A 17,116-nucleotide genomic window follows, 5' to 3' on the forward strand; every position below is an offset into this window, starting at 1 on the left:
AATAAATTTAACAAAACTTATAATTTAAAAAATCAAAATCCGCCTATTTTTGTTCGCGAGATTTAGAAAAAGAAGAAGAGAAAAGAATGCTAAAACAGAACCTACAGCTTAAACTTGGCCAAAAGCTGGCGCCACAGCAAATTCAGTTGATGAAACTGATTCAGCTCCATACTTTGGAGTTTGAAGAAGAACTGGAGCGCGAGTTGGAGGAAAATCCGGCTTTGGAAAAAGTTACCGAAGACGGCAAGGAAGAAAGCTACGATGAAATTGGAGACAGCTATGAAGATGAAGGTTCCGAAAGTATTGAAACAGATTTCGATGTTAATGAATATCTTTTTGATGACGAGCCTTCTTACAAAACAGCTTCCAGTAATTATTCCGCAGACGACGAAGAATTCGATAACGAAAGTCTTTTAACTGAAGGTCAAACTTTATACGATTATTTAATTGAGCAGATTCGCTTAATCAACATTGATGAAGACGAACTCAAAATTGCAGAATATATCATCGGAAACCTTGATCCAGACGGTTATCTAAGAAGAGAACTGAAATCTATTGTGGACGATTTGGCTTTTTCGCAGGGAATTTATACTACCCAAGAAAAAGTTCAGGATGTTCTGGAAAATTATGTTCAGAAACTAGATCCGGCTGGAGTTGGAGCAAGAACTCTTCAGGAATGTTTGCTTCTGCAGATTGAGAAAAAAGTTAGCGCAGATAAAGCGGTTTCTTTGGCTGCGAATATTTTGAGAAATCAGTTTGATGCGTTAACAAATAAGCACTATAACAAAATCATCCAGAAATACGATATTGATGAAGATGACTTGAAGGATGCCTTGGACGAAATCTCTAGATTATCTCCAAGAGTAGGCGGTAACTTTGATACACAAACGATTACAATTAATCAGGAAATTATTCCGGATTTTGTGATTCAAATTAAAGAAAACGGAAAAAAAGAACCGGAAGTTATTCCATTATTGAACAGCAAAAATGCTCCAACTTTAAGAGTTTCAGATGAATACAAAGATATTCTTTCCACGTATTCTCACGATAAAAATTCTGCGGATCACAAACAGGCCGCGCTGTTCATCAAACAAAAACTGGATGCCGCAAAATGGTATATCGACGCAATTAATCAAAGACAGAATACCCTGCTTCAAACCATTACTGCAATTGTAAAACTGCAAAAAAATTATTTCCTTACCGGAGATGATAAATCTTTAAAACCAATGATTTTGAAGGACGTTGCAGATATTACAGGGTTTGATATTTCAACAATTTCGCGTGTGGTAAAAAGCAAATATGCTGATACGCCAAACGGAATTGTTTACCTGAAAGACTTATTCTCTGATAGTTTGACTAACGACGACGGTGAAGAGGTTTCAACAAAAGAAATCAAAACCCATCTTCAGGAAGCGATTGACAAGGAAAACAAGAGAAAACCTTATACAGACGACGCTTTGGTGGGAATTCTGAAGGAAAAAGGGTACAATATTGCGAGAAGAACCATTGCAAAATACCGCGAACAGCTTAATATTCCAGTTGCGCGACTCAGAAAAGAATTATAAAAAATCCGGAAGAAAACTTCCGGATTTTTTTATGTCAATAGTGAATGGTCAATTGTCAATTTTTTAACAAGGTGAAATTCACAATTCACTTTTGATATTTCACCTTCAATCATTTTCCTCAATTTTTTTCAACTGCTCCAAACTTCTTCCCAATCTCCTCAAAATTATACCGTAAACAATTCGGTAATACAGCCAAATTAAAGCTACACAAATTAAAACCATCAGAACAAATCCTGTGATAAATCCCGCCAAAGTTGAGTTATCCATATGAATGTGTTGTTCTGAAAGCAAGTATAAAGTAAATCCGGTGATGACAAACGTGAAAAGAACAAGTAAGGCAATGTTCATGAAGATAAAAGCGTTTACTGTTTTTTTAAATTTGATAATCTGAAGGATAAATTTTTTCAGATTTTCTTCCACATTGATTTTTCGGTAACTGTCGAAAAACAGGTAAACGAAACCAGCCGTCATTAAAATGCTGAATATTTTTAGCAGGAAGTAAAGATGAGTCAGGTTTTTCTCCACCGCAAAAGTTTTCTTCACGCCGATTTTCTCCAAAATATTCATAAAACTGGTGGTGTCATCACCATAAAATACGTAATAAGCATTCATCAGAAAAATTGCAATCAGTTCCGCAATGCTAATCCACAGAATATATTTCACATAATTCCGCGATTTTTTGTTCAGCATTTCTTCAATTTCGGAGCTGTTATATTTTGGCTGAACTTCCTGTTCCTGCCACGTTTTTTTAAACTGGTCTATATCGAATTCAGGCATGTTTTTCCATTAGTTCTTTTAAGGTTTTTTTCAAACGGTTCATTTTAACACGCGCATTCACCTCAGAAATACCAAGGTTTTCGGCGATATCTTTGTACGGTAAATCGTCCAGATACATCATTACGATTGCTCTTTCCACTTTCGGCAGCATTTTCACCACTTTATAAAGCAGCGAAACCTGTTGCTGTCTTTCATCATCATCTTCCATGAAATTTTTCTGATGAAAATCCATGAGTTCATCCGTTTGGGGAGATTTCGTTTTTTTGCGGAAAAGCGTAATGGCAGTATTCAGTGCGACACGGTACATCCAGGTGGAAATCTTGCTTTGCCCTTTAAATGAGTCGTAGCTGCGCCATAATTGTAACACGATTTCCTGGAAAAGATCCTGTTCATCTTCAAGAGAGTTCGTATAAAGCCGCGAGACTTTGATAATCAGACCCTGATTATCTTTCACAAGCTGCGAAAATTCTTTCTCTTTAGATGTTTGCACGGTAATTTTTTCGAAAACGAAGATAATTAATTGATTCCACAAATTTTAAAAGTAATTGCAATTTCGTTCGCTTTTTCTTTGATTTTTGATGAAATTTAATTTGTTTTGAATTGATAAGTCATGAATGATCTAAATAAACATATTCCCATCACCGAAATTCCTTTGAAGAAAAACATCAGGCTTTTCATCAAAAGAGAAGACCTTATTCATCTTGAAATCTCCGGGAACAAGTATTGGAAACTGTTTCACAACGTTAATCTTTACCTTTCCAAAAACCCTGAAAACCCATTCATCATTACATTCGGTGGTGCTTTTTCCAATCATATTGCCGCAGTTGCAGCCTTAGGAAAAGATTTAAAAATAAAAACTTTAGGAATTATTCGCGGCGAAGAACTGAAAGAAAAATGGAACGAAAATTCAACCTTAAAAAAGGCATCAGAAAACGGAATGCATTTTCGTTTTGTTGATAGAGAAAGCTATCGCAATAAAGAAAAGTTGGCTTCAGATTTACAAAACGAATTTCCGGAAAGTTTAATAATTCCCGAAGGTGGAACCAATGCAGGAGCGGTTTTAGGAGTCCAAAACATGCTCGGAAATGCTACCAAAAGTTTTGATTATCTTTGCACCGCTGTTGGAACAGGTGGAACTTGCGCAGGTTTGTCTGCATATGCGGAAGAAAATCAAAAGGTTATTGGTTTTAAAGTAGTGAAAGATGATTCATTGGAATCTAAAATCTCATCGCTTTCAAAAAGAGATAATTTTGAACTTATTGATGCTTCTTTTGGAGGTTATGGAAAAATATCTGATGAAAATATCCGTTTTATAAATGATTTTTTTTCTGAATTCAAGATTCCGCTCGAACCGATTTATACAGGAAAAATGATGATGAAACTTTTTGAAATGATTGATGAAAATTTTTTCCCGGAAAATAGCAACATTTTAGCATTTCACACCGGTGGTTTACAGGGAATTGAAGGCGCCAATGAAATGCTCAGAAAACAGAAAAGAAATTTATTGCTTACCAATAATTAAGATTTATGAAAAAAATATTTTTTGCTTTTGCACTGATTATTTTATCAAAATTCAACGCACAAACCTGGAAAACAGAAGACCAGTACGTGCAAAAATTCGCAGCTTATGCTGTGGAAGAAATGGAAAAATATAAAATTCCAGCTTCTATCACTTTAGCACAGGGACTATTGGAAACCGGAGGCGGACAAAGCAGACTGGCTGTTGAAGGTAAAAACCATTTCGGAATTAAATGTAAAGAAGATTGGACGGGTAAAACAATGAAGCACACCGATGACGCTCCCAACGAATGTTTCCGTGTGTACGACGACCCGAAAGAATCGTACGAAGATCACTCCAAATTTTTAGCGTTCAGAAAATATTATGTGAACTTGTTTAAACTCGATCCAAAAGATTACAAAGCTTGGGCACATGGTTTGAAAAAAGCAGGATACGCAACCAATCCTCGTTACGCTTACATTTTAATTGATAAAATTGAAAAATACAGGTTGTACGAATTCGATAATACCAATTCCAAAGAAGCTTTGTACACCGTTTTAAAACTGTATCCTGAGTTGCGAAATGACAAAATTTTCATGGCTCAGGTGGACCAGAGCAAAGCACCTGCAAAACCTGTAACAGTAAAAGTTCCGTACGAACAGACTTCCTATGCAAAACAACAGGAAAAGGTAGAGAAAATTAAAACCAGCACAGAAATGCTGAGTAATATTTTGGTGAAAAATCATCCGAATGGCGGTAAAAAGTTCCTGATTGTTCCTGCAGATACAGATGTTGCTTTCCTTTCCAAAAAATACGGAATTAAAGAAAGCAAAATCATGAAGTGGAACGAATTAAGCAGTTCCAAACTGGATAAAAACGACGTCATTTTCCTCGAAGCAAAATCTTCCGAAGGAAATGTGGAAACATACCGAGCAAAAGTGGGAGAGTCTATGCACGATATTTCACAAAAATTCGGGGTAAGAATGGATAAACTTTATTCCAAAAACCGAATGGATTTTGGAGAACAGCCTAAACCAGGACAATTAATTTATCTTCAGGGCAAGAAACCGCGAGGATAACCACAATATTTTTCCTAAATTTGTAGAACGCGCCTTTGGTGCGTTCTTTATTTATAAATCCTTGATAATGAGATACGAAAGAAGTTCAAAGCTGTTTGATGAAGCTTATAAATATATTCCGGGTGGCGTTAATTCTCCGGTTCGCGGATTCAAATCTGTCGGAGGTGTTCCTGTATTTATGAAAGAAGCGAAAGGGGCGTATTTAATTGATGTGGATGGAAATCAATACGTTGATTACATCAATTCTTGGGGACCGGCAATTTTAGGTCATACTCATCCTGAAGTTTTGGAAGCCATTCAAAAACAGGCAGAAAAAGGATTTTCTTACGGAACTCCAACCGAACTCGAAACCGAAATCGCAAAATTCATCATCGAAAATGTTCCGAATATCGACCAAATCAGGATGGTTTCTTCCGGTACCGAAGCTTGTATGAGTGCGATTCGTTTGGCGAGAGGTTTTACGGGAAGAGATAAAATTGTGAAGTTTGAAGGTTGTTATCATGGTCACTCGGATTCGTTTTTAATTAAAGCCGGAAGTGGAGCTGCCACTTTTGGAAATCCAAATTCTCCGGGAGTTACAGCCGGCACTGCGAAAGATACTTTATTGGCGAGATACAACGATGTGGAGCAGGTAGAGAATTTATTCAAAAATAATCATGGCGAAATTGCAGCAATTATTATAGAACCTGTTGCCGGAAATATGGGCTGTGTTCTTCCTGAAAACGATTTTCTTCAGAAATTGAGAAAACTGTGCGACGAAAACGGAAGTTTGTTGATTTTTGATGAAGTAATGACCGGTTTCAGATTGGCTTTTGGAGGAGCTCAGGAAGTTTTTGGGGTAAGGGCAGATTTAGTGACGTACGGAAAAGTAATCGGAGGTGGACTTCCGGTGGGAGCTTTTGCCGGCAGAAACGAAATTATGGATTGTCTTGCTCCGAAAGGCGCAGTTTATCAAGCCGGAACTTTAAGCGGAAATCCTTTGGCAATGAGAGCGGGTTTAACAACGCTTCAGTTAATTAAAAATGACGAAAATTTCTATCAGAATATCAATAGAACAACCGAAACTTTAGATTTCGAAATCGGTAAAATTCTCAATTCAAAAGGAATTCAGCACCGCATCAATAGAAAAGGTTCGATGATGAGTGTGTTTTTCCATATTGCTTCGGTTTCAAATTTTGATGAAGCAGCGAATGCGAATCACGCATTGTTTAATAATTTCTTCCATCAGCTTTTATCGAACGGAATTTACCTTCCGCCAAGTGGATACGAAACTTATTTTATTTCCGATGCCATTAAGGAAAAGGAAATTGATATGACGCTGGAAGCCATCAGAAAATTCGAATATTCTTAAATAAAAAAATCCCCGAAATTTCGGGGATTTGCTTTTTAAGTTTCAAAAATTATTGTCCGATTCCCATATCTTTCAATTTTTCCTGCATAATTGCCGGATCTGTCATTGCTTCCCAACCAAGAGTAGAAATCATTACCACCATATAGATGATGTAAAGTGCACTAAGAGCAATTCCAATGTAGCAAAGGATTTTTCCGGTTTTAAGATTCTGGAAATCAGAATAATTTCCAGGATTCGCAGCATAAAGAGCTTCGTCCTTCTTCGCAAGATTTAATCCGATAATTCCGCAGATTAATCCTACAATTCCGTAACAGCAACATCCAACAATAGACACAATTCCAAGTACAAGAACGGTGGTTGCATTAGGTAATTTTTGCATAATAATAGTTTTTTAAAGTTAGTTTCAAAAATGTTTAATAAAATAGGAAACTACCATAATAACAGTGTTGATAATCGCTAATGAAATCAACAGAGTGGAGTAGTTTCTTTTCTTGTCAATAAAATTAATCACAACAAAACCGATAAAAAGCAAAAGAGTGTAAATGGCAGGAAACATGTGAAATGCTTCTCCGAATTTTCCGTCAAGAATCAGGAAAAATGCCCTTTGCGAACCGCAGCCGAAGCATTCAACTCCGAAGAGTTTTTTGTTCAGACACGGCAACATATAATCCTCAAGTTTCATCGTTTGTTTTCTTACTCAATGTTACGAAAAAAATTATAATCTCAAAACTATTTTTAGCATACTGCACGAAACGGTTTCATATTGTCTCTATCTTAAATAAAATCTGTATCTTTAGTCCCCGAATTTTATAAATGGAAAAAGAATTCAATGTGAAGTTTGAGGTTATTGCTTCTAAAAATGACCTTAACGAAACCGAAATAAAACTATACGATAAAGCCTTTGAAGCACGCCAGAAAGCGTATGCACAGTATTCAAATTTTTGGGTTGGCTGTGCATTATTGCTCGAAAACGGTGAAATCATTACAGGTTCCAATCAGGAAAATGCTGCATATCCTTCCGGTTTGTGTGCAGAAAGAACTACTATTTTTTGGACTTCTGCCAATTATCCCGGTGTAAAAATTAAAAAACTTTTCGTGATTGGCGCTCCGAAAGATGCCTTAAGTTCTTCGCCAATTCCACCTTGTGGCGGATGCAGACAAAGCATTTTAGAGTATGAAGTAAAGCAAAAAGAAGAAATCGAAATTTATTTCGCTTCATTGGACGGAGAGATTTACAAAACCAAATCGATCAGAGATTTACTTCCATTTTCATTTGATGCATCATTTTTATAAAAATACAATCGGGTTTTCGCCCGATTTTTTTATTGAAAATTTTAAAGCTATCTTTGCAGCGCTTTTAGAAAAGGGAATCACGTGAAATCCGTGAACTGTCCCCGCAACTGTAAATCACAAATTTGTTAGAATGAGGTTCTCGAACTCTGAACAAATTTTAAAAATTTTCTGCTATCAATTATTAATTATTTCTTTTTAATTATTAATTGAAAAAGCCACTGAGCAATCGGGAAGGCGCAGAAAAAGTGAAAGTCAGGAGACCTTGCTGAAAGCAGTATTTATCAACACTTTCGGAGGAAAAGTTGTCATTTCTGAACAGTTCTGTTCAGCATTTGCCCTTATTTTTTCCGGTAAGTAAAACTTTAACTAAAATTTTAATTTTTAAATGAAAAAGAAATTAATTTTTGTTGGAGCAATGCTTGTCGTAAGTTCAAACATTTTCGCTCAACAGGAAGAGGAATTCAAAATTGAAGAAGTAACCATTGCTTCGAAAACACCGCAGCAACTGCACAACACAGGTAAAAACGTAAAACTGATTACTTCAAAAGATTTGGAGAAATACAAAGGACAAAACCTCAATGATGTTTTGGACCAGGTTGCCGGATTTCAGATTACCGGAAATTTCAACAATCAAACAGAGCCTAAATCCATGAAAATTCGCGGTGGAAAATCTGCAAACGTGTTGATTTTGTTGGATGGAGTTCCTTTGAAAGATGTTACCGGAAATGATTACACAGTTTCAGATTTGCGTTTAATTGCTCTCGAAAATGTAGAATCTATAGAGGTTCTGAACGGAGCGAGTTCAGTTTTGTACGGCTCTAATGCTACAGTTTCTGTCATTAATATTAAAACTAAAAAATTAGGTCAGAAAAAAATTGAAGGTTTGCTTTCCGCAAGAGGTGGCTCTTTCAACACTTTTGCACAAGATGCAGTTTTGAGAGGTAAGGTTGAAAAAATTAACTATCAACTTTCAGGTTTTAATGAAAAATCAGAAGGGCTTTCTTCGGCAATCGGAGAAAATTTTGACAAAGACGGTTGGGAAAAACAGAATGTTGCAGCAAACGTTGGATTTCAGGACAATAATTTTGAAATCGGTTTGAATTCAGGGTGGAATCACAATCTTTTCAAGTATGATGGCGGCGCTTTTACAGACGGGAATCAGCGCGGTGACGATGAACAGTTTTACCTTGGAGGAAACGCAGGTTTCACTTATAATAAAGGAAAATTAAGTTTTAATATCCGAAATTCTACCACAAACCGTCTGCTTGAAAATTTGGTTGGAAGCGATTATCAGGACCAATATCAATACAAGGGAAAAAATCTTTTCGCGGAACTTTTCAACGCCTACAAATTTTCTGAAAATGTAAATATTGTTGCCGGAGTTTCATATGAAAAACAGGCGATGAGTTATTCGGAATTACCATGGGGAGGAACATCCATGCAGGAAGTTCTGCCATCGGACGATACGAAAATTGAAAATTTTGATGCCTTTCTGAATGCGAATTTCCAGTACAGAAATCTTCATTTGGACGCAGGAGCAAGAATGACGAACCATTCCAAGTTTGGAAATCACTTTGTGTACAGCGCGAATCCGTACTTTCTGAAAAATTTCGGAGCATTGTATTTTAAACTCGGTTATTCTTATGCGACAGCCTTTGTTGCGCCAACTTTATATCAAAATTACGGAGCGCTTCCTTACGTTTTACCGAATTTCGACCTGAAACCGGAAACCAATCAATCTCATGAAATCGATTTAAGTTTTGGGAAAGTTGACAGAACTTTAAACTTTACAGCAAGTGTATTCCAAAGAAGTGAAGAAGATGTTTTTGCCTACCAAACTGTTGATTTCAATACCTACGCCGGAAAATTTGTGAATGTTGATCAAAATAAAGTAAAAGGCTTTGAATTGGGATTTGATTATAAGTTAAACGAGGTTTTTAGTTTTGGAGGAAACTTTGGTTTTGTGGAAAAATACAATGCTGCAACCATGCTGCGTCAACCCAAACAGAGAATTAATTCGTATGTGGACATTCTCCCTTTTAAAACTACCAGAATTTATCTTACACATCAATATGTTGGAAAAAGAAGCGATGCCTATTACGATTCTGCAACGTACAGCGTGAAAAATGTTGAGAATGAAAGTTTCAATTTGTTTAATTTAAATGTGAATCAGAAAATCAATAACAAAATTGAAACGTATGTGAATGTCGGAAATCTTTTCAATACTTCGTATGTAGATGTTGTGGGATACACAACGAAACCGAGAAATTACACTTTGGGAGTTTCTTATAAGTTTTAAGCGATTCTATCACACAAATTTTTTATTAAAAGCCCTTTCAGTGTTTCAAACGCTGAAAGGGTTTTGTTTTCCACACTTTATCAAAGTTTAAAATCTTTGACAAAGTTTTTTATATTATTGAATTTTCAATCCTAACTTCGCCGCTTCAGCAATCACAAAATTTCTTGCTTCATCTTTATCATTGGCAATTTCGCCTTCCAAAATGGCTTCCTTTACTTTTTCTTTTAAAGTTCCGATTTCTTTTCCAGGTTTTAAAGAAAACATCTCCATAATTTCTTCCCCGGAAATGGGTGGCTGAAAATTTCGAACATGGTCTTTTTCTTCTATTTCTGCAATTTTCCTCAGAACTTTATCAAAATTTTTCTGGAAACGTTCTTTCTTGAAATCGTTTTTAGTCGTGATGTCCGATTTACAAAGCGTTATCAAATCATCCAATTCTTCACCTGCATCAAACAGCAATCTTCTTACCGCAGAATCTGAAACGTTATCCGAAATGACAGCAATTGGACGCGCATGCATTTTTACAAGCTTTTCCACGAATTTTTTTTCGTTTCCTAAAGGAAGTTTCAGGCGTGTAAAAATGTTTTTGATGAGTTTTGAACCTAAAAATTCATGTCCGTGAAAAGTCCAACCCGTTCCTTCAACGAATTTTTTAGTTGGCGCTTTTCCGATGTCATGAAGCAGAGCAGACCAACGCAGCCAAAGATTTTCGGTGTTCTGAGAAATATTATCTACAACTTCTAAAGTATGGTAAAAATTATCTTTGTGCGATTGTCCGTCGATTTCTTCAATACCTTTTAAAGCAGTTAATTCTGGAAGAATCTTTTCTAAAAGGGTTGTTTCTTGGAAAAGTTTCAGACCAACCGAAGGTTTTTCCGACAGCATAATTTTGTTGAATTCCACCATAATTCTTTCCATCGAAACAATCTTGATTCTTTGGGCTTCGTCTTTAATTGCTTTCAAAGAATTTTCTTCAATTTGAAAATTTAAAGTTGAAGCAAAACGAATCGCACGCATCATTCGCAAAGGGTCGTCGCTGTAAGTTTGATGAGGTTCTAAAGGTGTTCGTAAAATTCCTTTCGTTAAATCTTCTCTTCCGTTAAAAGGGTCAATCAGTTCTCCAAAATTTTCTTTGTTCAAAGAAATTGCCATCGCGTTGATGGTGAAATCTCGGCGTTTTTGGTCGTCTTCCAAAGTTCCGTTTTCAACTGCCGGTTTTCGGGAATCTTCAGAATAACTTTCTTTTCTTGCACCGACGAATTCCAAATCCAAATCGTTGTGTTTGAACATCGCCGTTCCATACGTTTTGAACACCGAAATTTTTAGTTTTGGATTAATCTCTTCGGCAACTGCTTTTGCAAGGGTGATTCCGTTTTGTTCGGTAACGAAATCAATGTCAGTTGGTGCTTTTCGCGACATCAATAAATCCCGAACGTAACCACCAACAATATAAACAGTTTGCTTGTTTCGCGAAGCAACTTCGGAAATGGTTTTGAAAAGTTTGAGGTTTCTGTTCTGATTGAGGTTGATTTGCATGCTTTAAAAAACGCTCGCAGATTGTGCTGATTCAGCAGATAAAAAAATCAGCGCAATCAGCGTAATCTGCGAGAAATATTGAACAAAGATAAGAAATCTAATTATTCTCTGAGAACTTTTACTCGACCATCACTCCAAATCCTAATCACGGAAGAACCTGAATATTGTGACACTTTTTCGCGGTTTTCTTCAACAGCATAATCCACCAAATCCACAATTTCGGGATTGATGTCGGAGAATTTCAGGGGACTTTTATCACCACTAAAATTCGCGGATGTAGAAACCAAAGGTTTGTTGAGTTTTGAAATGAGTTTTTTGCAGAAATCATCTTTAATCAAACGGATTCCGATGCTTCCGTCTTCAGCCAGTATTTCTTTGGGCAAACCACGTGGATTATCATAAACTAACGTCACAGGTTTTTCCGAAAGGTCAATAATTTCCCAGGCCATTTCCGGAACGTCCACCAAATCCTGCAATCGTTTTTCGCTTTCCACGAGAATAATCATGGATTTGGTTTTCTCACGTTTTTTGATTTCAAAAATTTTGTTGATGGCTTCAATATTGGTGGCATCACAGCCAATTCCCCAAATCGTATCGGTTGGATAAAGGATAGTTCCGCCGGATTTTAGTGTTTCAAGTGCTTTTTCCATTATGCTTCAGGATTTGTCCATTCGTAAAAATTGCTGTGTGTATTGAGTTCAAAATCCGTTCTTGGATGTAATTGATTTCCGATGTCGTTGGTTTTATCGGTTTCAAGCAAAACTCCACATGCTTTGTTGCTTCGGCAAAGTTGCTTCGCTTCCTCAATCAATGCTTTTGAAAACCCTTTTCCACGATAGTTTTCATTCACATAAAGGTCGTTCAGCAACCAATAAGTTTTCATTCTTGTCGAAGAAAATAGAGGATAAAGTTGTGTAAAACCCACCAGTTCTCCATCGTGTTCTGCAACAAAAATTTCGGATTGATTTTTTTGAAGTCTTTCCGACAAAAATTGTTTTGCACCTTCCAAATCCGATTCTTTGTGATACCAAACTCTGTATTGGTCAAACAACGCTGAAAGTTGAGCTGAATCTTCTATTGTTGCTATGCGAGTTTTTTTCATTTTATCAATAGGAACGGGCTTTAGCCCGTTTTCAAATGTTCATTTGTTAATTGGCTTTAGCCAAAATTTATTTTAAGATTTTGAAACCATAATGACCAATAAATTTTTCATATTCTTCGATGAAAGAATGTTTGGTGTGATGGCTTTCTTGGTTTTTAATGTAATTTCTAACTTTTTCAATATGGCTTTCTGAAATTGAAACGGCTAAATACTCATCCTGCCAAGAAAATTTTTCAGATGAAAAATTTTGTTTATTAAACCAAAACGAACTTTCACCTTTTATCATTTGCGCAACTTTTTCAACAGTTTGATTTGAACCTAATGAAACTAAACAATGACAATGGTCTGAAAATCCATTAATCATATCAATGAAAATTCCCTTCTCTTCAGAATTTTGTTTAATGTGTGTCCACATTTTTATTCTCAAATCTTTAGAATTGAGAGAAGGTTTTCTTTCATGAGTTGAAAAAACGAGATGGATGTATATTTTAATGAAAGACATAATTTATATTCAAAAATACGGAATTTAGATTTTGGCTAAAGCCAATGGGAATTGTTTCAATAAAAAAAACGGGCTAAAGCCCGTTCCTATTGATTTTATAACCTTTACATTTTCGGCAAATATCTTTCTTTAATAATGTTCAAGTGATGAATATTATGTCCGACAATTAATTTTCCAAGAGTTTCAACGGAGATTTCGTTTTTGTTGGCAGTTCCCGTTCTTTGAAGCGTTTCGGTATTCAAATTTTTGAAAAAAGAAACTGAAATTTTTCTGCTGAGTTTGAATTCTTCAATCAGTTCAATTAAAGAATAATCTGCTGCATTATTATTTTCTCCGTATAATTCCTCATCCCAACCTGCGAGTTCCGTTTGATCGTTTCTAGAAAAACGGAGTGCTCTGTAATTGAATATTTTTTCAGCATCAATTAAATGCTGAAGCAAAATTTTCAGCGTCCATTTTCCTTCAGCATAAGCGAAATCGGCCTGTTCTTCAGATAAATTTTCGTAAATTTCCAATGTTTGACTTCCCGCTTTTTCCATTTCAGAAAGCTAGTTTTCGCAGGGAATTAAATCCAGATAACGCTGGATATATTTTTGAAATTCTGTCATCTTAAAAATTATAAAAAAAACGGGCAAAAACCCGTTTCAATTTTATGCAAATGCTCTTTCGAGGTCTGCAATTAAATCATCAATGTCTTCAATGCCGACACTTAATCTTACCAAATCGTCTGTGATTCCGATCTCTGCTCTTTTTTCTGCAGGAATCGACGCGTGTGTCATCAAAGCCGGGTGATTGGCCAAAGATTCTACACCTCCTAAAGATTCAGCCAAAGTGAAGACTTTCAATTTTTCCAAAAATTTCACGGCATCATCTTTTTTACCGGACTTAAAGTTGAAAGAAACCATTCCGCCAAATCCGTTTTTCATTTGAGATTTCGCCAATTCATGTTGTGGATGAGATGAAAGTCCAGGATAAATTACATCTTTCACTAAAGCATGATTTTGAAGATATTCCGCAATTTTTTGTCCGTTTTCAGAGTGACGCTGCATTCTCAGAGCCAACGTTTTAATTCCTCTCAAAACCAAATAAGAATCGTGAGGTCCTAAAATTCCACCGCTCGCAAACTGAATGAAGTGCAGTTTTTCTCCCAATTCCGTGTCTTTTGCAATCAAAGCACCTGCAATAACATCAGAATGTCCTCCCAAATATTTCGTTGCAGAGTGCATCACAATATCTGCTCCCAAATCCAACGGACGCTGAATGTATGGCGATGCAAAAGTATTGTCAACGGCGACCAAAATATTTTTTGCTTTTGCGATATCGCAAACTGCTTTAATGTCAATCAGCTTCATCAAAGGATTGGTTGGAGTTTCCAGCCAAATGAGTTTAGTATTTTCCGTGATGTGGTCTGCAACTTTTGAAGCATCATCCATATTTACGAAAGTGAATTTCAACTGATATTTGTCGAAAAGACGTGTAAACATTCTGTACGTTCCGCCGTATAAATCGTCGCAGGCAATTACTTCATCACCCGGATTTAATAATTTCAGAACACAGTCGATTGCAGCCAAACCAGAACCGAAAGCCAAACCTCTCGCTCCGTTTTCGATGCTTGCCAAACCGTCTTCCAAAGCCTGTCTCGTAGGATTTGCCGCTCTGGAATATTCGTAGCCGGAATGTACTCCAGGAGATTTCTGAGCAAAAGTGGAGGTTAAAAATACCGGAACATTTACCGAACCTGTTGCAGATTCGTGGTGTTGTCCACCGTGGATTACTTTTGTATTGAAGTTCATAATTGTTGCTTTCTGCTTTCAGCCATCTGCTTTCGGCAAAACAAATGCTGAAGATTAAAGAAAATTTTTAAAGCTGAAAGCCGACTGCCGAAAGCCGACTGATGTTTTACATTTTTATTGCTGATTTCTGTGCAAATTCTTCTGCCATTTCTTCCATCCAAGCTGCAACGTCATCTTCTCCGGAAGCTCTGTGGTAAGTGTTTCCCAAAGAAACTAAAATCTGGTGGATGAACATTTTCATTTGGTCTAAAGGCATATCTTTTGTCCAAAGGTCGATTCTTAAAGCTTCCATCGCTTTATCATCCCAAACTGAAATCATCGTGGCTTTTGTTTCCTGTTTTTCAACGCCGCCGTCTTCGGCATTCCAGGTCATTTTTTCAGGAATATGGTTTTCGTCGAGTTCGACGTCAATTGTTATCTGGGTTTTTCTCATTATTGCTGAGGTTTGTAATTACTTTCGTTAAATATCTGTTCTGAATTCATTTTCAGGAAATCCTGAAGTTTGGTCTCCGGTTTTTCATTGAAAAAAACGCGGCAAATCTGCCATCCTGTAAAAATACCGATTTGTGGCGATGACTGATTGTCGATTTCGGTATAAAATTTTGAAAACGGTCCCGGTTTGATGAAACGCTCATTCAAACGCTGATCGTCACTGAAAAGTAAATCGTTTTCCACAAAGAAATTCCAAATATTAGCTTCGTTTGATTTTGCCCAATCGTATTGCTTTTGGGTGTAATTGATTTTTAAATAATCAGGTTCATTAGGAAGGAAAGCGTCCTGAAGCGTCATCAGTTTACCGTTATAAATCAGTTCATCAATAAATTTTTGATGGTCGCCGTTGTATGGAACTAAATTTTCCGCCAAAATTTCAGAAACTTTCGGAACAATATTACTAGAATTCATGGATTTTTGGATGTACAAATCCAAACCTTTGTAATTGGCGTTGCTTTCACCCATAAAACCTGTTACATCAATGAAAAGCATGTTGGCTTCCGGTTGCAAAAAAATAGGTTCTGTCGCCATTTGTAATGCTGATGAATACAAATTTACTTTTGGGGTTTTAAATTCAGGAAAATAAAATTTTACTCTCGAAAACAAAGCTGCTAAATCTTTATTGAGTTTATTGATATCAATTTTTGAAATAGCTTCTTTATAGATTTTGATTTCGTCGGCATCCTTTCTTCTGGCTTCAAAAACTTCATCAGTATTGCTTCCCTGAAACCAAGGGTATTTCGCTTTAAATTCCTCTAAAGAAATGGAAGGATTGTACAGTTCACTAGAAATATCGGTGATTTCAACTTTCTGAATTGGAGCATCGATTTCCGTTTTCCAAAGATTGGGATTTTCCTTTTTGCAGGATGAAACTGCGAAGAAGGATGTTAGCGTTGCTACTACAATGATTTTTTTCATGAAAACCAATATGTCGCAGCTCTGCTGCTTCCTTTTAATTATATAATGTTTCTACCAATATTTCGCGGCTCTGCCGCTTTAGATGCGAAAATTTATTTATATTTTTACATCAAATTAAGGTGTACAAAAGTAACGAAAAAATGCCAAAAAAAGTGATTGAAACGCCAAGACTCATCATGAGGGAAATTGTTCCCGAAGATTTGGAGCGTATGTTTTTGCTTGACAGCAATCCTGAAGTGATGCACTATATTGGAGTTGCACCCCTTACAAAACTCGAAGAATCGGAAGAAGTTATCCGAAAAATCCGAAAACAATACGAAGAAAACGGCATCGGAAGATGGGCAGTTGTAGAAAAGGAATACGGACTTTTAATTGGTTGGAGCGGACTGAAATATTTAACAGAAGAAATCAACGGGTACAAAAATTTTTATGATTTGGGTTACCGTTTTTTGCCGGAATATTGGGGAAAAGGTTACGCAACTGAAGCAGGAAAGGCTTTCGTAGAATACAGTTTTGAAGAAATGAATCTTCCAGTCATTTACGCTTATGCTCATTGTGGAAACGATGGTTCAAACAAAATTCTGAAAAAATTGGGGCTTAATTTGGTTGGGAAATTTGTTGATGACCTTGATGGAGCCGAATGTTACTGGTACGAACTGAAGAAAGAAGATTACAAAAAATAAATTATGCAGACACAAAAAGTTACTGAACATATTGTCAACTGGCTGAAAGATTATGCGGCGAAAGCCGGAGTAAAAGGTTATGTTATCGGAGTTTCGGGTGGAGTAGATTCCGGAGTGGTTTCTACGCTTTGCGCAATGACCGGCCTAGAAATTTTGGCCATGGAAATGCCGATTCGTCAACAAAAAGACCAGGTGAACCGTGCTTTGGAGCATTTGGATTTTCTCGCT

Annotated in this window: 19 protein-coding genes, 1 pseudogene and 1 riboswitch; of the genes and pseudogenes, 8 read left to right on the forward strand and 12 right to left on the reverse strand. The window is 36.5% G+C overall.

The features are described from left to right. The first annotated feature begins 86 nt into the window (after positions 1-86). Positions 87-1,565 carry an RNA polymerase factor sigma-54 gene (gene rpoN, locus Q0252_RS12145; protein WP_297986725.1) on the forward strand — a complete coding sequence of 493 codons (1,479 nt, stop codon included), beginning with the start codon at positions 87-89 and terminating at the stop codon, positions 1,563-1,565. A gap of 105 nt (positions 1,566-1,670) precedes the next feature. On the opposite strand, the gene Q0252_RS12150 is transcribed toward rpoN, so the two are convergent. Together Q0252_RS12150 and Q0252_RS12155 are read right to left on the reverse strand one after the other, a co-directional pair. Continuing rightward, positions 1,671-2,342 carry a beta-carotene 15,15'-monooxygenase gene (locus Q0252_RS12150; RefSeq protein WP_297986728.1) on the reverse strand — a complete coding sequence of 224 codons (672 nt, stop codon included), beginning with the start codon at positions 2,340-2,342 and terminating at the stop codon, positions 1,671-1,673. Next, the gene (locus Q0252_RS12155; RefSeq protein ID WP_297986731.1) at positions 2,335-2,874 is read right to left on the reverse strand and encodes a sigma-70 family RNA polymerase sigma factor; all 540 of its coding nucleotides are present in this window, start codon (positions 2,872-2,874) and stop codon (positions 2,335-2,337) included. The genes Q0252_RS12150 and Q0252_RS12155 overlap by 8 nt, the downstream gene beginning before the upstream one ends. Before the next feature lie 78 nt (positions 2,875-2,952). Here Q0252_RS12155 and Q0252_RS12160 point away from each other — a divergent pair, with 78 nt between their 5' ends. The 3 genes from Q0252_RS12160 (at position 2,953) to hemL (ending at position 6,270) form a co-directional block, all read left to right on the forward strand. Further along, the gene (locus tag Q0252_RS12160) at positions 2,953-3,864 is read left to right on the forward strand and encodes a 1-aminocyclopropane-1-carboxylate deaminase/D-cysteine desulfhydrase (RefSeq protein ID WP_297986735.1); all 912 of its coding nucleotides are present in this window, start codon (positions 2,953-2,955) and stop codon (positions 3,862-3,864) included. Positions 3,865-3,869: 5 nt separating this feature from the next. Further along, on the forward strand, positions 3,870-4,919 hold the full coding sequence (locus Q0252_RS12165; RefSeq protein ID WP_297986737.1) for a glucosaminidase domain-containing protein: 1,050 nt from the start codon (positions 3,870-3,872) through the stop codon (positions 4,917-4,919). A gap of 67 nt (positions 4,920-4,986) precedes the next feature. Then, positions 4,987-6,270, forward strand: a complete 1,284-nt coding sequence (gene hemL, locus Q0252_RS12170; protein WP_297986739.1) for a glutamate-1-semialdehyde 2,1-aminomutase — start codon at positions 4,987-4,989, stop codon at positions 6,268-6,270. Positions 6,271-6,319: 49 nt separating this feature from the next. On the opposite strand, the gene Q0252_RS12175 is transcribed toward hemL, so the two are convergent. Continuing rightward, a complete protein-coding gene (locus tag Q0252_RS12175) occupies positions 6,320-6,649 on the reverse strand; it encodes a CCC motif membrane protein (protein ID WP_297986742.1) in 330 nt (109 codons plus the stop codon). Between the two features lie 24 nt (positions 6,650-6,673). Then, positions 6,674-6,952 carry a DUF2752 domain-containing protein gene (locus Q0252_RS12180; protein ID WP_297986745.1) on the reverse strand — a complete coding sequence of 93 codons (279 nt, stop codon included), beginning with the start codon at positions 6,950-6,952 and terminating at the stop codon, positions 6,674-6,676. 131 nt (positions 6,953-7,083) lie between these two features. On the opposite strand from Q0252_RS12180, the gene cdd reads away from it, so the two are divergent. Continuing rightward, entirely contained in the window at positions 7,084-7,563 is a 480-nt protein-coding gene (cdd, locus tag Q0252_RS12185; protein ID WP_297986747.1) for a cytidine deaminase, read from the forward strand. Between the two features lie 37 nt (positions 7,564-7,600). Next, positions 7,601-7,847, forward strand: a riboswitch (cobalamin riboswitch). Positions 7,848-7,948: 101 nt separating this feature from the next. Then, positions 7,949-9,862 carry a TonB-dependent siderophore receptor gene (locus tag Q0252_RS12190; protein WP_297986749.1) on the forward strand — a complete coding sequence of 638 codons (1,914 nt, stop codon included), beginning with the start codon at positions 7,949-7,951 and terminating at the stop codon, positions 9,860-9,862. Between the two features lie 114 nt (positions 9,863-9,976). Here Q0252_RS12190 and Q0252_RS12195 read toward each other — a convergent pair whose 3' ends face one another. The 8 genes from Q0252_RS12195 to Q0252_RS12230 all read right to left on the reverse strand — a co-directional run bounded on the left by Q0252_RS12195 (position 9,977) and on the right by Q0252_RS12230 (position 16,205). Next, on the reverse strand, positions 9,977-11,398 hold the full coding sequence (locus Q0252_RS12195; RefSeq protein WP_297986751.1) for an HD domain-containing protein: 1,422 nt from the start codon (positions 11,396-11,398) through the stop codon (positions 9,977-9,979). 101 nt (positions 11,399-11,499) lie between these two features. After that, positions 11,500-12,048 carry an L-threonylcarbamoyladenylate synthase gene (locus Q0252_RS12200; protein WP_297986754.1) on the reverse strand — a complete coding sequence of 183 codons (549 nt, stop codon included), beginning with the start codon at positions 12,046-12,048 and terminating at the stop codon, positions 11,500-11,502. Next, on the reverse strand, positions 12,048-12,500 hold the full coding sequence (locus Q0252_RS12205; RefSeq protein ID WP_297986757.1) for a GNAT family N-acetyltransferase: 453 nt from the start codon (positions 12,498-12,500) through the stop codon (positions 12,048-12,050). The genes Q0252_RS12200 and Q0252_RS12205 overlap by 1 nt, the downstream gene beginning before the upstream one ends. 67 nt (positions 12,501-12,567) lie before the next feature. Beyond that, a complete protein-coding gene (gene tnpA / locus Q0252_RS12210; protein ID WP_297986760.1) occupies positions 12,568-13,002 on the reverse strand; it encodes an IS200/IS605 family transposase in 435 nt (144 codons plus the stop codon). A 104-nt stretch (positions 13,003-13,106) separates the two neighbouring features. Beyond that, the gene (locus tag Q0252_RS12215; RefSeq protein ID WP_297986764.1) at positions 13,107-13,541 is read right to left on the reverse strand and encodes a DinB family protein; all 435 of its coding nucleotides are present in this window, start codon (positions 13,539-13,541) and stop codon (positions 13,107-13,109) included. A 111-nt stretch (positions 13,542-13,652) separates the two neighbouring features. After that, the gene (locus tag Q0252_RS12220) at positions 13,653-14,795 is read right to left on the reverse strand and encodes a cystathionine gamma-synthase (RefSeq protein ID WP_297986766.1); all 1,143 of its coding nucleotides are present in this window, start codon (positions 14,793-14,795) and stop codon (positions 13,653-13,655) included. Positions 14,796-14,901: 106 nt separating this feature from the next. Next, entirely contained in the window at positions 14,902-15,228 is a 327-nt protein-coding gene (gene gldC, locus Q0252_RS12225; protein WP_297986769.1) for a gliding motility protein GldC, read from the reverse strand. Then, positions 15,228-16,205 carry a gliding motility protein GldB gene (locus Q0252_RS12230; protein ID WP_297986771.1) on the reverse strand — a complete coding sequence of 326 codons (978 nt, stop codon included), beginning with the start codon at positions 16,203-16,205 and terminating at the stop codon, positions 15,228-15,230. Before Q0252_RS12230 ends, gldC begins: the two co-directional genes overlap by 1 nt. A gap of 140 nt (positions 16,206-16,345) precedes the next feature. Here Q0252_RS12230 and Q0252_RS12235 point away from each other — a divergent pair, with 140 nt between their 5' ends. Both Q0252_RS12235 and Q0252_RS12240 read left to right on the forward strand, forming a co-directional pair. Then, the gene (locus Q0252_RS12235; protein WP_297986773.1) at positions 16,346-16,888 is read left to right on the forward strand and encodes a GNAT family N-acetyltransferase; all 543 of its coding nucleotides are present in this window, start codon (positions 16,346-16,348) and stop codon (positions 16,886-16,888) included. A 3-nt stretch (positions 16,889-16,891) separates the two neighbouring features. Further along, a pseudogene (locus tag Q0252_RS12240) lies at positions 16,892-17,116 on the forward strand (NAD(+) synthase); the annotation flags it as partial.

This window comes from uncultured Chryseobacterium sp. (assembly GCF_936933875.1).
Classification (GTDB): Bacteria; Bacteroidota; Bacteroidia; order Flavobacteriales; family Weeksellaceae; genus CAKZIK01.

Bases quoted from the DNA above. Each gene is read 5' to 3' on its own strand.
- rpoN (WP_297986725.1), top strand. From the start codon at position 87: ATGCTAAAACAGAACCTACAGCTTAAACTTGGCCAAAAGCTGGCGCCA.
- Q0252_RS12150 (WP_297986728.1), bottom strand. From the start codon at position 2,342: ATGCCTGAATTCGATATAGACCAGTTTAAAAAAACGTGGCAGGAACAG.
- Q0252_RS12160 (WP_297986735.1), top strand. From the start codon at position 2,953: ATGAATGATCTAAATAAACATATTCCCATCACCGAAATTCCTTTGAAG.
- Q0252_RS12165 (WP_297986737.1), top strand. From the start codon at position 3,870: ATGAAAAAAATATTTTTTGCTTTTGCACTGATTATTTTATCAAAATTC.
- hemL (WP_297986739.1), top strand. From the start codon at position 4,987: ATGAGATACGAAAGAAGTTCAAAGCTGTTTGATGAAGCTTATAAATAT.
- Q0252_RS12175 (WP_297986742.1), bottom strand. From the start codon at position 6,649: ATGCAAAAATTACCTAATGCAACCACCGTTCTTGTACTTGGAATTGTG.
- Q0252_RS12180 (WP_297986745.1), bottom strand. From the start codon at position 6,952: ATGAAACTTGAGGATTATATGTTGCCGTGTCTGAACAAAAAACTCTTC.
- cdd (WP_297986747.1), top strand. From the start codon at position 7,084: ATGGAAAAAGAATTCAATGTGAAGTTTGAGGTTATTGCTTCTAAAAAT.
- Q0252_RS12190 (WP_297986749.1), top strand. From the start codon at position 7,949: ATGAAAAAGAAATTAATTTTTGTTGGAGCAATGCTTGTCGTAAGTTCA.
- Q0252_RS12195 (WP_297986751.1), bottom strand. From the start codon at position 11,398: ATGCAAATCAACCTCAATCAGAACAGAAACCTCAAACTTTTCAAAACC.
- Q0252_RS12200 (WP_297986754.1), bottom strand. From the start codon at position 12,048: ATGGAAAAAGCACTTGAAACACTAAAATCCGGCGGAACTATCCTTTAT.
- Q0252_RS12205 (WP_297986757.1), bottom strand. From the start codon at position 12,500: ATGAAAAAAACTCGCATAGCAACAATAGAAGATTCAGCTCAACTTTCA.
- tnpA (WP_297986760.1), bottom strand. From the start codon at position 13,002: ATGTCTTTCATTAAAATATACATCCATCTCGTTTTTTCAACTCATGAA.
- Q0252_RS12215 (WP_297986764.1), bottom strand. From the start codon at position 13,541: ATGGAAAAAGCGGGAAGTCAAACATTGGAAATTTACGAAAATTTATCT.
- Q0252_RS12220 (WP_297986766.1), bottom strand. From the start codon at position 14,795: ATGAACTTCAATACAAAAGTAATCCACGGTGGACAACACCACGAATCT.
- gldC (WP_297986769.1), bottom strand. From the start codon at position 15,228: ATGAGAAAAACCCAGATAACAATTGACGTCGAACTCGACGAAAACCAT.
- Q0252_RS12230 (WP_297986771.1), bottom strand. From the start codon at position 16,205: ATGAAAAAAATCATTGTAGTAGCAACGCTAACATCCTTCTTCGCAGTT.
- Q0252_RS12235 (WP_297986773.1), top strand. From the start codon at position 16,346: ATGCCAAAAAAAGTGATTGAAACGCCAAGACTCATCATGAGGGAAATT.